General features: G+C 39.9%; 13 protein-coding genes. 12 read left to right on the top strand and 1 reads right to left on the bottom strand.

Going from position 1 to position 16047, the window contains the following annotated elements:
• The first annotated feature begins 79 nt into the window (after nt 1-79).
• Entirely contained in the window at nt 80-1465 is a 1386-nt protein-coding gene (gene glmU, locus BW721_RS10815) for a bifunctional UDP-N-acetylglucosamine diphosphorylase/glucosamine-1-phosphate N-acetyltransferase GlmU (RefSeq protein WP_076768467.1), read from the top strand.
• A gap of 82 nt (nt 1466-1547) precedes the next feature.
• Nucleotides 1548-2531: a ribose-phosphate diphosphokinase gene (locus tag BW721_RS10820; protein WP_076768715.1), complete on the top strand. Its 984-nt coding sequence runs from the start codon at nt 1548-1550 to the stop codon at nt 2529-2531.
• 274 nt (nt 2532-2805) lie between these two features.
• Here the strand turns inward: BW721_RS10820 and BW721_RS10825 are convergent, their stop codons facing one another.
• Nucleotides 2806-3777 carry an L-lactate dehydrogenase gene (locus BW721_RS10825; RefSeq protein WP_076768468.1) on the bottom strand — a complete coding sequence of 324 codons (972 nt, stop codon included), beginning with the start codon at nt 3775-3777 and terminating at the stop codon, nt 2806-2808.
• Nucleotides 3778-3950: 173 nt separating this feature from the next.
• Here BW721_RS10825 and pth point away from each other — a divergent pair, with 173 nt between their 5' ends.
• From pth to ftsH, 10 genes are all read left to right on the top strand, one after another.
• Entirely contained in the window at nt 3951-4520 is a 570-nt protein-coding gene (gene pth / locus BW721_RS10830) for an aminoacyl-tRNA hydrolase (protein WP_076768716.1), read from the top strand.
• Between the two features lie 54 nt (nt 4521-4574).
• Nucleotides 4575-8096: a transcription-repair coupling factor gene (gene mfd / locus BW721_RS10835; protein ID WP_076768469.1), complete on the top strand. Its 3522-nt coding sequence runs from the start codon at nt 4575-4577 to the stop codon at nt 8094-8096.
• Between the two features lie 6 nt (nt 8097-8102).
• On the top strand, nt 8103-9692 hold the full coding sequence (locus tag BW721_RS10840; protein ID WP_076768470.1) for a putative polysaccharide biosynthesis protein: 1590 nt from the start codon (nt 8103-8105) through the stop codon (nt 9690-9692).
• On the top strand, nt 9689-10375 hold the full coding sequence (locus BW721_RS10845) for a MazG nucleotide pyrophosphohydrolase domain-containing protein (RefSeq protein ID WP_076768471.1): 687 nt from the start codon (nt 9689-9691) through the stop codon (nt 10373-10375). The genes BW721_RS10840 and BW721_RS10845 overlap by 4 nt, the downstream gene beginning before the upstream one ends.
• Nucleotides 10362-10628: an RNA-binding S4 domain-containing protein gene (locus BW721_RS10850; RefSeq protein WP_076768472.1), complete on the top strand. Its 267-nt coding sequence runs from the start codon at nt 10362-10364 to the stop codon at nt 10626-10628. The genes BW721_RS10845 and BW721_RS10850 overlap by 14 nt, the downstream gene beginning before the upstream one ends.
• 100 nt (nt 10629-10728) lie before the next feature.
• Nucleotides 10729-11169, top strand: a complete 441-nt coding sequence (locus BW721_RS10855) for an FtsB family cell division protein (RefSeq protein ID WP_076768473.1) — start codon at nt 10729-10731, stop codon at nt 11167-11169.
• A gap of 87 nt (nt 11170-11256) precedes the next feature.
• Nucleotides 11257-11754: a S1 domain-containing RNA-binding protein gene (locus BW721_RS10860; RefSeq protein ID WP_076768474.1), complete on the top strand. Its 498-nt coding sequence runs from the start codon at nt 11257-11259 to the stop codon at nt 11752-11754.
• 88 nt (nt 11755-11842) lie between these two features.
• Nucleotides 11843-13267 carry a tRNA lysidine(34) synthetase TilS gene (gene tilS, locus BW721_RS10865; protein ID WP_076768475.1) on the top strand — a complete coding sequence of 475 codons (1425 nt, stop codon included), beginning with the start codon at nt 11843-11845 and terminating at the stop codon, nt 13265-13267.
• 12 nt (nt 13268-13279) lie between these two features.
• Nucleotides 13280-13819: a hypoxanthine phosphoribosyltransferase gene (gene hpt / locus BW721_RS10870; protein WP_076768476.1), complete on the top strand. Its 540-nt coding sequence runs from the start codon at nt 13280-13282 to the stop codon at nt 13817-13819.
• 121 nt (nt 13820-13940) lie between these two features.
• Complete coding sequence (gene ftsH / locus BW721_RS10875; protein WP_076768477.1) at nt 13941-16046, top strand: ATP-dependent zinc metalloprotease FtsH; 2106 nt, start codon at nt 13941-13943, stop codon at nt 16044-16046.
• Nucleotide 16047 lies beyond the last annotated feature (1 nt).

The raw sequence follows: 16047 nt of genomic DNA on the forward strand, positions 1-16047 counted from the left end.
CCTTACAAAAGTTGATTGTTCGCTTTTTTTCGGGTACGATGTTTGATGTGTGATTCAGATAAATGAAGGAGAAAGTTATATGACGAAACGTTATGCAATTGTTCTTGCTGCTGGTCAAGGGACCAGAATGAAAAGTAAACTTTATAAAGTACTTCACCAAGTTTGTGGGAAGGCAATGGTTGAACATGTGATTGACCAAGTTGAACAAGCAGGAGTCGACAAAGTCGTTACCATCGTTGGTCACGGCGCTGAAGCTGTTAAAGAAACAGTGGGCAATCGTTCTGACTATGTTCTACAAGCAGAACAACTTGGAACAGGCCATGCTGTGTTGCAAGCTAAACAAGCAATTGGCAACGAAAAAGGAACAACATTGGTTATTTGTGGTGATACACCGCTTCTAACTGCTGAAACCTTACAAAAACTAGTTGACCATCACGAAGCACAACAAGCAAAAGCAACCGTACTATCAGCTCATGCAGAAAATCCATTTGGCTATGGCCGAGTGATTCGTAATGCGGACCAACTTGTTGAAAAGATTGTGGAACAAAAAGATTCAAGCGAAGAAGAAGCAAAAGTACAAGAGATCAACACAGGGACTTATGTTTTTGATAATGAGGTTCTTTTCCAGGCGCTTGCTCAAGTTAAAAACGAAAATGCACAAGGTGAATATTATTTACCAGATGTGATTGAAATTATCAAAGCCCAAGGCGATATTGTTTCAGCTTATCAAATGGCTGATATGGCAGAAGCGCTTGGCGTTAATGACCGTGTGGCATTAGCAGAAGCAGCGACTTTAATGAAGAATCGTATTAACGAAAAACATATGCGTAACGGTGTGACAATAATTGATCCCAATAATACTTATATTGAATCAGAAGTTGTGATTGGTTCGGATACCATTGTTGAAGCAGGTGTCTCATTAAAGGGGCAAACCGTTATTGGCCAAGAATGCTTTATTGGTGCACATTCAGAAATTGTTGACTCAACCATTGGTAACTTTGTTAAAGTTACGAGCTCAATGATTGAGCAATCACAAATGGCAGATTACAGTAATATAGGGCCTTACAGCCATATTCGTCCAAACTCGACAATCGGTGAAGCGGTTCATATTGGTAACTTTGTTGAAGTGAAAAACGCAGTTGTCGGTAAAGATACTAAAGTTGGTCATTTAACTTATGTAGGCGATGCTGATTTAGGCGAAAATATTAACGTTGGCTGTGGCACGGTTTTTGTTAACTACGATGGTGCAAAAAAACATCGTTCGACAATCGGTGACAACTCATTTATTGGTTGCAACGTGAATATTATCGCACCAGTTGATGTGGCTAAAAATGCCTTTTTAGCGGCTGGTTCAACCATTACGAAAGACGTTCCAGAAGGAGCACTTGGTATTGCGAGAAGTCGTCAAGAAAACAAAAAAGGTTACTGGGGAAAACTACCGGCTTCAAATAATCAAAAAGGATAGTTGTATTATTTTTAGAAAAGCTTATTATTATAAGTGAAGGGTATTTTCAAAAAAGAATGAATGGTTAGCGGAGGCAGATATGATAACAGAACAGTATAAAGACCCAAAATTAAAGATTTTTTCTTTGAGTTCCAATATACCATTGGCTGAAAAAATCGCAAAAGAAGTAGGCGTGGAATTAGGCGTAGTATCTTCAACACAATTTAGTGATGGAGAAGTCAAAATCAACATCGATGAAAGTATTCGTGGGGCACATGTGTACATTATTCAATCAACAAGTTACCCAGTTAACGACCATTTGATGGAGCTATTGATTATGATCGATGCATTGAGACGTGCAAGTGCAAAAACAATTAACGTGGTATTACCATACTATGGTTATGCACGTCAGGATCGTAAAGCACAATCACGTGAGCCAATTACAGCGAAACTAGTTGCGAACATGATTACGATGGCTGGAGCGGATCGTGTGTTAGCATTAGACTTACACGCACCACAAATCCAAGGGTTCTTTGATATGCCGGTTGACCACTTACTAGGATCACCATTATTAGCAAACTATTTCTTAGACAATGATAAGTTAAATTCTGACGATGTTGTTGTTGTATCACCTGATCATGGTGGTGTGACACGCGCACGTAAGTTAGCAGAATTCATCCATGCACCAATCGCTATTATCGACAAACGTCGTCCTAAAGCGAACGTTGCAGAAGTGATGAACATCATCGGAGATGTTAAAGGTAAAAAATGTATCTTGATTGATGACATGATTGATACTGCTGGTACGATTACACTTGCTGCTCAAGCTTTACAAGATGCAGGTGCAGTTGAAGTATACGCGTGCTGTACGCATGCTGTTTTATCAGGACCTGCTATGGATCGTTTAGAAAATTCTGTTATTAAAGAAGTTATTGTGACAGATTCAATTAATCTGCCAGAAGAAAAAATGACACCTAAACTGGTTCAAGTTTCAGTTGCACAATTAATTGCAGAAGCAATCAAACGTATCCACGAAAACCGTTCTGTTAGTCCATTATTCCAAGAAAAATTCAAAATGCTAGATTAATATACAAAATAAAGCCAGCAAGATGTTGAAAAACATCCTGCCGGCTTTATTTTTTTGTGTTGATGTAAGATACAGACTTCTTAAATGGTCTGTATCTTACATTTAAGAGACTAAATGCAAGATACAGCTTGCTTTTACGTCTTGTATCTGACATTTCAAGCTATGAATGTAAGATACAGCACTATTTTATGAGCTGTATCGACAAAATGGCTCGAGCAAATAAAGAAAGCTACTCCAAAACAATAGCGTTTTGGAGCAGCTTTCTAATGTGTTATTAAACATCAAGTTCTGCGAAAGAATCCTTAATGACTTTACGAAGTGTATCTGCAGAATGTTGCAAGTTACCCTTTTCAACGTCCGTCAACGGAATTTCGATTGCTGTTCTAATTCCATCGCGGTTAATGACCGCAGGGACACCGATGAAGACATCATGTTGGCCGTATTCGCCATCTAAGTAAACAGAGAGCGGTAAAATTGCATTCTCATCATTGAAGATGGCTTTTGTAATACGAGCTAGCGAAACGGCAATCCCGTAGAAAGTAGCCCCTTTTTTCTCAATGATGCGGTAGGCAGCATCGCGAACAGAATAAAAGACTTCTAGTAGTTCATCTTCATCAACTGTTTCATCATTTTGTTTAATCCATTCATATAATTGTAAACCACCAATATTAGCATGTGACCAAACAGGGAACTCAGTGTCACCATGCTCACCTAAAATATAGGCATGGACGTTACGAGCATCAACATTGACTTTACGAGCAATTTCTTGGCGGAAACGTGCGCTATCAAGCGACGTTCCTGAACCAATCACACGACTTGCTGGCAAACCGGAGAATTTCCAAGTCGCATACGTTAAAATATCAACCGGGTTTGTCGCTACTAAGAAAATACCATCAAAGCCTGTTGCCATGATTTGGTCAATAATACTCTTGAAGATTTTGAGGTTTTTGCTAATCAAATCAAGGCGTGTTTCGCCAGGTTTTTGAGCAGCACCAGCTGTTAGAACAACTAAATCAGCATCTTTACAGTCATCATAAGTGGCTGCATAGATATGTTTAGGACTTGTAAAAGCAAGCGCATCAGACAAATCAATCGCGTCGCCCTCTGTTTTAGCAACGTTCATATCAATGATACCTAACTCACGACCAATATTTTGTGTCACAAGTGCAAATGCATAACTAGAACCAACAGCACCGTCACCGATGAGGATTATTTTCTGACTGTTTTTTCGTTTTGTTTCCACCATACTATTCCCTCCAATTAAACCTGCTAAAATTATTTCCACTCTAAGTATACCACTTGTGCCGTGAATTTATTACTATTTTAAATAGAATTATGCTATACTGTTGGCACTACTGGACGATGACGTGCAGCTTTTTGGCGTTCATTAGAAAAATGATAGAAGAATGGATGAAATTCATGAAAATGATCATCGGCTTGGGCAATCCTGGACCTAAATACACCAATACGAAACACAATATTGGTTTTATAACCCTAGATGAATGGGCTTATCAGAATAATACAAGCTTTAATAAAAATAAATTTAACGCACTTTATTTAGAAGAACGGGTAAAGGGTGAAAAAATACTCTTTATTAAACCAATGACTTATATGAACGAGTCGGGTCAAGCTGTTCGACCGCTTATGGACTACTTTGATGTCGCAATCGACGATCTCGTTGTCGTTTATGATGACATGGATATGCCGGTTGGTCGCATTCGCCTTCGCCAAAAGGGCAGTGCTGGTGGACACAACGGTATTAAGAGTTTAATTCAACATCTTGGCACACAGGATTTTAACCGCATTCGAGTAGGTGTTGGAAGACCAAAACCGAATATATCCGTGGTTCAGCATGTCCTCAGTCCTTTCCCAGAAGAAGAGCACGGAGATGTACTGTACTCAGTAAAAGAGAGTGTGAAAGCCATCGATGATTTTATCAGCGGCAATGATTTTCTCTCAACCATGAATAAATTTAATCAACGCAAGTAGGTTCAGCTTTGCTGAGCCTATTTGCACGTAGAATGATGAAGCAAGGAGATAAACATGAAAGATATACAAGCCTATTTAAAACGATCAGCTTTGATAGCTGATGTTGTGAGTCATGCTAGAGAAGCAGGTAATCAATTAGTAACAGGTATATCCGGTTCAGCAAGAAATTTACTAACGACTATGATCTATGATGAGTTAGACGGGCCGATTGTCGTATGGGCAGCTAACTTGTTACAGGCAACACAACTATATGAAGATATCAGTCAAATTAATCCAATGATTCCCACCTTTCTATTTCCTGTGGAAGAGTCACTGGCTGTAGAAGTAGCCTTTTCTTCGCCTGAATATCGTAGTCAGCGGGTTGAAGCCCTTCACTTTTTAGAAAGTGGTGAAAAAGGAATTGTTGTTGTTCCAACAGCAGGATTTAAAAAATTATTAGCACCCGTTTCAATTTGGCGTGATCACGTACTAACCTTTGATATTGGGAATGAACGTGACTTTGAACAACTGCCAGAAAAATTAGTCGCAATGGGTTATGAACGCGAGAGTATGGTAGCTTCACCAGGTGAATTTAGTGTTCGTGGTGACATTATGGATATTTATGCATTGAATGAAGAATATCCAATACGAATCGAATTCTTTGGCTCTGAAGTTGATCGCATGCGCTTTTTTGAACCGACAACTCAGAAATCCTTTGATGAAGCTGTTGAATCAGTGATGGTTCTGCCAGCCCAAGATACGATTTTTCCGCCGTATATATTACAAGAGCAAGTAGAAGAAATTGAAAAGAAAGTTAAGAAAGCTGAAAAATCAATCAAACATGAGGACGTTAAAAAACGACTAACTGTTTTCTTTAATGATTTTATTGAAAAAGCAAAATTGGGTGAATTACCGCAAAATCCAAAAATGTATACCTCCTTATTTTATCCACAAATGACAACCATTATGGATTATGTGTCTAAAGATACTTTAATTGTAATGGATGAATATGGCAGGACGTTAGAGAGCGAACGCACTCAAAATATAGAAGCGGCTGATTGGGAAGAATTGAAGATTGGTGAAGGGGTCTTGTTGCCGAAACAACAGATGACAGCTGATATTCGTGATGTTGTCAAACAAAGTGAGCACCGCAAACTCTTTTATTCTTTATTCCAAAAAGGGTTAGGGAATAGTCGCTTTACTGCTGTTCACCCGATGCAATATCGTGGCCTCGTCCAATTCTTTGGGCAAATGCCAATGGTTAAATCAGAAGTAGATCGCTGGCTCAAGCAAGATGCTACCGTATTTATGGTTGTTCCTGATAAGGATCGTGCTGAAAAGGTTCATCAAATTTTCCTTGATTTTGGCATCGAGAGTGTCATTATTGGTCAGGATAACTTTATCGAAAATCACGTGAATCTTATCGTCGGTGGGATGGCAACGGGCTTTGAACTGCCAATGGAAAAGCTAGTTGTAATGACTGAAAAGGAACTCTTTAATAAAGCAACGAAACGTCAGCCAAGTAGACAAAAGATGTCGAATGCGGAACGTTTGAAGAGTTATACAGAGCTATCTACTGGTGATTATGTGGTACATGTCAATCACGGAATTGGGAAGTACACGGGCATGGAGACGATTGACGTTGATGGTGTTAACCAAGACTACATTTCAATTCTCTATCAAGATGGGGCTAAGCTCTTTATTCCGGTGACTCAGCTACATTTAGTTCAAAAATATGTGTCTTCAGAGTCTAAAACACCTAAAGTCAACAGGCTAGGTGGTACCGAGTGGGCGAAAACGAAAAAGAAAGTCGCTTCAAGAGTAGAAGACATTGCGGACGAGTTGATAGAGCTCTATGCTAAACGCGAATCAGAAAAAGGCTATGCCTTCCCACCAGATAATCAAGACCAAGTTGATTTTGAAAATCGTTTCCCTTATACAGAAACAGATGACCAATTGAGAAGTATTGAAGAAATCAAAAAGGATATGCAAAAAGAAAAACCAATGGATCGTCTCTTAGTCGGAGATGTTGGATATGGAAAAACAGAAGTGGCCATGCGTGCTATTTTCAAAGCTGTTCTAGAAGGAAAACAAGCAGCTTTTCTGGTGCCAACGACTATTTTGGCACAACAGCATTATGAATCGTTAGTACAACGCTTTGAGGATTTACCATTTGAGATTGGTCTTTTAAGTCGCTTCCGTACGAAGAAACAGCAAGAAGAAACCATTGAAGGTATTCGTAAGGGCAGTGTGGATATTATTGTGGGAACGCACCGTCTCATTTCAAAAGATGTTGTCTTTTTTGACCTCGGTTTATTAGTAGTCGATGAAGAGCAACGTTTCGGTGTCAAACATAAAGAACGCTTGAAGGCGCTGAAGTCGACAGTAGATGTCTTGACCCTAACGGCAACGCCGATTCCGCGTACCTTGCATATGTCTATGTTAGGTGTCCGCGACTTGTCGGTTATTGAAACACCACCTGCTAACCGCTATCCTGTCCAAACCTACGTAATGGAGCAAAATATGGCTGCTGTTCGCGATGGGATTGAACGAGAAATGGCAAGGGGCGGCCAAGCTTTTTATGTCTATAATCGTGTCGATACCATTGAACGTAAGGCGGATGAAATCCGAGTACTCGTTCCTGATTGCAGAGTAGGTGTGGCGCATGGGCAAATGACAGAAGTTCAACTAGAAAACATCATGATGGACTTTGTAGAAGGTGTTTACGACGTACTCGTTACCACAACTATTATTGAAACAGGTGTGGATATTCCAAATGCCAATACGCTCTTTATTGAAAATGCTGACTACATGGGCTTGTCCCAACTTTATCAATTAAGAGGACGAGTAGGGAGAACGAATCGGATTGCCTATGCTTACTTAATGCACCAACGCGATAAAATATTAAGTGAAGTAAGTGAGAAACGCTTGCAAGCTATTAAGGACTTTACAGAATTAGGGTCTGGATTCAAAATTGCTATGCGTGATTTGTCTATTCGTGGAGCAGGAAATCTGTTAGGAGCCCAACAGCATGGCTTTATCGATTCAGTCGGATTTGATTTGTACTCAGAAATGCTGAGCGAAGCAGTAGAACGCAAGCGTGGCAAAGGGTCACGTCGCAAGCAGGTAAATGTTGAGATTGATTTAGCTATTAATGCCTATATTCCGGCAACCTACATTGAAGACGAACGTCAAAAAATTGATATGTATAAACGCATCCAACAACTGAAAAATGAAGATGATTTCTACGAAATTCAAGATGACTTCCAAGACCGTTTTGGTGATTTACCGGAAGAAGTGACCTATCTCGCTCAAGTGGGCTTGATTCGCCACTATGCAGAATTAGCCGAGGCAGAACAGCTAAAACGTCAAGGCGATATCGTTCATATTACTTTCGATAAGGAAGGAACGAAACGACTGCAAGGAGTAGCGATTTTCGAAGCGCTTAGCAGTATCCCTTTACGTGCACAAGTGAATATGAAAAAAGACCAATTAGTGGTATCTATTCAAATTCATAAGGTTGCTATTCCAGCATGGATGGATCATTTGAAAGCATTCCTAGAAGCAAGCGTCGCTGAGCAAAAGGAAGAAAGTTGATAGCCTATGAAAAATAAACAACTAAAATCAATGATGAATGGTGCAGTTTTGCTTTCGGTGGCATCACTCGTTGCCAAAATTTTGAGTGCTGTTTACCGTGTTCCGTTTCAAAATATGGTAGGCAATACGGGTTTTTATGTTTACCAACAAGTTTATCCGATTTATGGGATTGGGATGACATTTGCTTTATCAGGGTTTCCTGTCTTTTTCTCTAAGGCAATAGCAGAAGCAGTTGACCCATTAGACCACCAGCGACTTATGAAACAGAGTTTGCTTATTTTATCCACTTTTTCAGCGCTCGTATTTATGGGCATCTATCTATTTGCTAGCCCGATTGCAGCTTTAATGGGAGATAGTCAATTGACACCGATTATTCAATCGGTGTCCTGGATGTTTTTATTTATGCCACTATTAGCGACATTAAGAGGATATTTTCAAGGGACTTATCGAATGGAACCAACTGCCATTTCTCAAGTTACGGAGCAGTTAGTTCGTGTTGTCGTTATTTTAATTGCCGCTTATTGGTTTACCCAAACGGGGACTGACTTATATGCCATGGGAGCATCGGCTATGAGTGGGGCAAGTTGGGGAGCTGCGTTAGCTTTAGTTGTCCTATTAATGGCGGCTAAGAAAAATGACCACCCCTTATTATTAGCTAGCAAGTCGCAATCGGTAAGAAAAGGCCTGTTCCAATTAACGAAGCGCTATGCGACAGAGGGCTTGACGATCTGCCTCTTAACATCCATTTTAGTCTTATTTCAACTCATTGATTCCTTTTCTCTCTATAAAGGATTGGTTGAAAGTGGTATCGATGCGGATACTGCTAAGTCATTAAAAGGGATTTACGATAGAGGGCAGCCTCTTGTTCAATTGGGGATGGTAGTGGGGACAGGTTTTTCCGCTAGTTTTATACCGATGTTAACTCAAGCCTTTGTCAGTAGACAAGCTGATCGTTTTCAATATGCAGCCAAATCACTGATTCGGATTACGCTAACACTATCGCTTGCAGCGACTGTTGGCTTACTGGCTATTCTTCCAGAAGTGAATCAGATGTTATTTGGAGATCGTAGCGGACAAATGGTGTTGGCGATTTATGTGATGGCTATTGCTGCAGCCTCATTAGTCATGGCTTTTCACTCCATTTTACAAAGTGAAAACCAATACCGTCTAACCTTATATGCACTGGCGATTGGGCTAGTGGTGAAATTAGCGTTGAATAGTTGGTTAGTTAGCAGCTTGGGAACGCTGGGGGCAAGTATAGCAACCTTGACGGGGTTAGTCATCATGGCTATATTCTTAGCGAGTAAGTTATCGTTATCCATGACACAATTGTGGAGAACCGACCACTTTCTACTGAAATTAGTGGGTGGCGCTGGAATGTTGTATATAACCGCCGTTATGACTAAGTGGGTGCTGACCAGTTTGTTATTCCAATCAGATTCTCGCAGCCAAGCAAGTATCGTTGCGTTATTAACCGTAGTAATCGGTGTTATCGCATTTGTTGTCTATATCTTAAGGGTTCAACTCTTTACTATTAGAGAATGGCTATCACTCCCATTCGGAAAGAAATTATTGAAAAAAGGAGTCAAAGGATGATAGAAAATAAACGGGACATCAACCAGCTCTGCCAACAATTAGGAATTGATCCATTTGATGGTCTCCAACTTCTAAAAAGTTCTTCTCTTTCAATTAAGCAGCTTGACCAGTCTAGTCATGTTATTATTCAATGCGATGAACCATTCGATGTGAAAAAGCTAAGTGATTATCCTGATGATTACCGTTTGGCGATCATTTCTGATAACCTCCAGTGGCTGACTGTAAAAGATAGTGAAAGTAACCAGATTATAGGAGACCTTCTTTACTTACCAGCACTAGAACGTGATGCTCAAACCAAACGTTTTACGACAACCCAATCTTATATGGATGAGATTCTAGAAAAAGATATGTGGGCAAGAGAGCAAACCCACGAGAGCTTATTGCCTTATTTAATGGAAGAAGCAGAGGAAGTGGCTGTAGCTATTGCAAATAATGACCAAGACAACTTGGTTGAGGAGTTAGGAGACATTCTTTTGCAAGTCTTCTATCATGCTGGTTATGCTAAGTTGGAATCACGCTTTACAATGGCTGACATACTAGATACACTAAATAAAAAGTTACGCCGTCGTCATCCGCATGTGTTTGATGGTTATGTAGTCAATACCATTCAAGATATTGATGATATGTGGCAAGCGATTAAACGAAAAGAAAAAGAGATGAGGGAAAATAATGAGATTAGATAAATTTTTAAAAGTATCCCGTATTATCAAACGTCGTAGTGTTGCTAAGGAAGTTGCTGATAAAGGCCGTGTCTTAATTAACGGTAAACAAGCCAAATCAGGTGCCAATGTAAAAGTGGACGATGAGCTAACCTTGCAGTTTGGTAACAAGACATTGGTCGTTCGGATTGATAAAATTTTAGATACGACTAAAAAAGATGAAGCGCAAGATATGTATACGATTGTGAGTGAAACTGCTCATACAGAAGAAGATTAGTAAAAGTTCATCGTGACATTTATTTCCTTTTCTTCTATACTGTAACCATATGATAAAATTGGCCGTAGCTATAGTAGAAAACGGATGAGGAGGCTGGCATATGTTTTTTAAACAAGCCAAAACTCAAGGCAAGACACAAAATATTACTCAAATTAAAAATACATACACACAAGAGCAAACCTTAAAAAAACAAATTTCTACAAATCTTCAAAGAAAAGCAAGAAGAAGACTGCTAGCGATTATGATTGTAGGTTTGTTGATGGTGGTTCCGTTAGGTATCAATGTGGTCAAGAATTTATTTGAGATTCGTTCTTTGGATGGGAAAATTGCGGAGACAAAAGAAATTAATGTTGCATTGGCAGAAGAAAATCAAAATTTGAAGGTTCAAGTTGGGTTGCTACAGGATGATGAATATGTGGCTAAGCTAGCGAGGAGTCGTTATTACTTGAGTAAAGACGGCGAACTTATTTTCAGCTTGCCTGAAGATAATCGTAGCAAAGCAGCCGAAAAAGAAAAATCCGAGGAGAAATCAGCGGAATAAAGCGCTTATCCGGTGACAACCAACTGTATTTATAATGGATAACATGCTATAATTAGCATACAAAACTTAAGGAGGAAACTTTTTTTTATGTCAATTGAGGTTGGTAGCATTATATCAGGAAAAGTAACAGGTATTACAAATTTTGGTGCATTTATCGATTTAGGTGAGAAGAAAACAGGACTTGTTCATATCAGTGAAATTTCTGATAGTTATATTAAGGACATTAATGAAGTATTAACTGTTGGAGACGAAGTAAAAGTTAAAATTTTATCGATAGCAGATGATGGGAAAATTGGGTTGTCAATTCGTAAGGCAGAAGAGAAAACCGAAGAAGTTTCCCGACCTCAACGTGAGTATAAACCTAGCCAACGTAGTTCTGCTCCTGCTCCTGCTCCTAGAAAAACAACGTCATATAGCAGAGATAACAACGCTAGAGGAGACCGTTTTTCTCAAGGGCAAGAAAGCAAAAAAGATAGTTTTGACAATTTGATGAGCGCATTCCTAAAAGATAGTGATGATCGCTTAACATCGTTGAAACGCAATACTGAAGGTAAACGAGGCGGCCGAGGCGGAAGACGTAGCTAATAGGCTGATTAAAAGAGGGGTTGAACGAACAGTCATTTGGACCATTCGTTCTGCCTCTCTTTATTTTATTAAATAAGGAGGACAGAAGATGGATAAGTTAATGCAGCGTATTGCTAGCGACAATGAAAAGAATCACTATTGGCTACCATCAGATGTTGTCCTTGTTGCAGTCTCAGCAGGCGTTGATTCCATGGCATTACTAGATGTTATTCGCAGATTAGCTGAGGAAGGTGGTCCACAAGTAGAAGTCGTACATGTTCACCATCATTTACGGGAGTCAGCAGATGGTGATTTAAAATTGCTTGAGACTTATTGTCAGCTCCATCAGTTGCCGTGTCATGTTAGACACTGGCACCAAAGCGAGCATCCAAACAGTAATTGGGAAGAAGCTGCGCGTCATGTGCGCTATCAATTTTTTGAAGAGCAAATGGAGGAGCGACAAGCGAGTTGTCTATTGACGGCTCATCATGCGGATGACCAGATGGAAACCATTCTAATGAAGCTGACACGAGGGAGCACTTTGAGTGGTTATAGTGGGATGAAGGCGGTTCGGCCTTTTGGAAATGGGCGGCTTATCCGGCCACTGCTAAGTTATGAAAAAAACGAGCTCTACCGTTATTGTCATGACAATGGGGTGCCTTATCAGGAAGATGAGACCAACCAAAGTATGGCTTATACAAGGAATCGTTATCGCCATCAACTTCTTCCGCTTATTAAACAGGAAAATCAACAAGCGAGCCAGCATTTTCAAGCCTTTTCCCAACAGCTACAAGATATTGAAGAGCTGTTAAGCCCGCTATTAACAACTCACTTTGCTCGCTTGTTTCAAACGAATGAAGATGGTTGGCAGTTAGATCGATTGCTGTTTATTGAGGAGACACCGGCACTACAACGGCTAGTGTTAACTTATTTTTTTGAAACAATCGGTCCAAAAGAGTCTATTTTCATCAGTAAGAAGCATCTCCCGACTGTCCTAGCATTTATTCAATCTGACCTTGCTCAAGGCGAATTAAATCTAGTCGGTCTTCAGCTTAAAAAACGCTATAATGTCATTTACTTCCATAGAGGAAGTGCTGAAAATGAGAAAGAACGTAAAAAAACGCCTATTTATAAAGAACTTAAACTAAATCAATGGTTAGAATTAGAGATTAATGGTAAAATAGGATTGTTTTTATTTAGTAATGGTGATTTAGAAAGAGCGGAATTAAATCAAGTCAGCTTTGTCTTTAAACAAGCTGATGTTCAGTGGCCGCTAATGGTTCGTCCTTGGCAGCCAGGTGATACGATTCAGCTTAATCCGAAACAACCTTTTACTAAAAAAATTGCGAGATTATTTGTTGACCGCAAAGTTCCAAAAGAAGAACGGCAACGAGCCCAAGTGGTTTGCGATGCAAATGGAACAGTATTATGGCTTATGGGTTATGCCACGTCAGTTTTACTGACTGAAGCTAGCCAACAGCAAATGAATCAAGAAAATAACGAGTACCTAATGCTGGTATTTGAAAATAACTAATGAGGTGAAAATGTGATCCATCCAGATATTAAAGAAGTATTGTATACAGAGGAAGAAATTAGACAGGCAACGCAAGAATTAGGTACCGTTCTAACAAAAGAATACGCAGGTAAAAATCCACTAGTGATTGGTGTTCTGAAAGGTGCCATCATGTTTATGACGGACTTATCTCGTGCGATGGACTGTGATTTAGAGTTAGATTTTATGGATGTTACAAGCTACGGTGCAGCGATTGAATCAAGTGGTGACGTTAAAATTCTTAAAGATTTAGATACATCAGTAGAAGGCCGTGACCTATTAATTGTTGAAGACATCATCGATACAGGTCGTACATTGAGCTACCTTATTGAAATTTTCCGTCACCGTAAAGCAAAATCAATTAAAGTGGTAACCTTATTAGATAAGAAAGAACGCCGTGCGGTTGATTTAGAAGCGGATTATGTGGGCATCCACGTACCAAATGAATTTGTCGTTGGCTATGGCTTAGATTACATTGAAAAATACCGTAATTTGCCTTATATCGGTGTTTTAAAAGAAGAGATTTACCAATAAAAGAGATAGTGAAAGATGGTCAGATATGGTATCATATTTAAGATACATTAATTAACTATCGCATTATAAGAGAAAAAAGGATATAAGCCAAAAAGGCATACTATCTGACAGGGAGGGTCAAATGAAAAAGAATAATTTTCTCAAAAGCAGTGGCTTTTGGATTCTAATCTTCCTGGCAGTCATCGCAGTCGTAACCATGATGACACGAGGAGTCGGGAACCAGTCAAGCCAAACTATTACTACAACTGAATTTGTCACAGCTTTAGAAAATGAAGAAGTGAAAGAATTCAGCATGCAGCCAGGCGCAGGCGTTTGGGAAATCGTCGGAGAATACCGTGAAGAAAAAACAGTTGAGAGTAGTTCTTCATCAAACGATTTGTTGTTGTTCAATGAGCAGAACTTAACAACAACAGCATTCCGTTCGACAGTATTGCCAAATGACTCAACCCTTGCACAAATCGGTGAATTAGCTGCCGCAGCAAATACGGACGTTACGATTGTCGAACAAGACCAATCAGGTGCTTGGATTAGTATTCTATTTAGCATCTTGCCTTTAATTATCTTCGTCTTCTTCATGTATATGATGATGGGACAAGGCGGCGGTCAAGGTGGCGGCGGAAGAAACGTTATGAACTTTGGTAAAACAAAGACAGAAGATGTTTCGAAGAAAAACGTTAAAGTTCGTTTCTCTGATGTCGCAGGTGCAGAAGAAGAAAAACAAGAATTAGTTGAAGTTGTTGAATTCTTAAAAGACCCAAGACGCTTTACTGCTCTTGGCGCACGTATTCCAGCAGGTGTTCTATTAGAAGGACCTCCAGGAACGGGGAAAACATTGCTTGCTAAAGCCGTTGCCGGTGAAGCAGGGGTGCCATTCTTCTCGATTTCAGGTTCTGAATTCGTAGAGATGTTTGTTGGAGTCGGTGCAAGTCGCGTTCGTGACTTGTTTGAAAGTGCTAAAAAAGCTGCACCAGCCATTATCTTTATTGATGAAATTGATGCAGTTGGTCGTCAACGTGGTGCTGGTATGGGTGGCGGACACGACGAACGTGAACAAACCCTTAACCAATTATTAGTTGAAATGGACGGATTTTCGGGTAGTGAGGGTATTATTGTTATCGCTGCAACAAACCGTTCAGACGTTCTCGATCCAGCTTTACTTCGTCCAGGTCGTTTTGACCGTCAAATTTTAGTTGGTCGTCCAGATGTTAAAGGCCGTGAAGCAATTTTGAAAGTTCATGCGCGTAATAAGCCATTGGCAAATGACGTTGACTTAAAAGTTGTTGCACAACAAACACCAGGTTTCTCTGGTGCAGATCTAGAAAACTTACTAAACGAAGCAGCGCTAGTAGCTGCCCGTCGTGATAAAGTTAAAATTGACGCCTTAGACATTGATGAAGCGCATGACCGTGTGATTGCTGGTCCAGCTAAGAAAGACAAAGCGATCAGTAAAAAAGAACGTGAAATGGTTGCTTACCATGAAGCGGGACATACGGTTGTTGGTATGGTACTAAGCGATGCACGTACGGTTCATAAAGTAACGATTGTGCCACGTGGACGTGCTGGTGGATATGCGATTATGCTTCCTAAAGAAGATCGCTTCTTAATGACTAAAAATGAAATGTTTGAACAAGTTGTTGGTTTGCTTGGTGGACGCTTGGCTGAAGAAATTGTCTTCAATGTTCAAACAACTGGAGCAAGTAATGACTTCGAACAGGCGACAGCCCTTGTCCGTAGTATGGTAACAGAATACGGTATGAGCGAACGCCTAGGAACTGTTCAATACGAAGGGAATCAACAAGTTTTTGTTGGCCGTGATTATGGTAATACCCGTTCTTATTCAGAAGATATTGCTTATCAAATCGACTCAGAAGTGCGTCGTATGATGGGTGAAGCTCATGATAGAGCACGACAAATTATTAATGACCATCGCGAACAATTAAACTTGATTGCTGAAAAACTGCTTGAACTTGAAACCTTGGATGAGAAAACAATCAAGAGTCTATTTGAAACAGGTAGAATGCCTGCAGAAAATGAGACAACTGAATATCCAAGTGAAAAGGCAGCTTCTTATGAGGACGCAAAACGTGCTCTAGAGAAGAAAGAAGCAGAGCGTGAGCAAGCTCAAAAAGAGAAAGAAGACCACTTAGAAAACGAAGAGGGCGACTACTTCTCAAACTGGGCAGATGAGCGTGAAGAAAAAGAATCAGATAAAGACTCAGAAGAATAAG

This window comes from Jeotgalibaca sp. PTS2502, from assembly GCF_001975685.1.
GTDB lineage: Bacteria > Bacillota > Bacilli > Lactobacillales > Aerococcaceae > Jeotgalibaca > Jeotgalibaca arthritidis.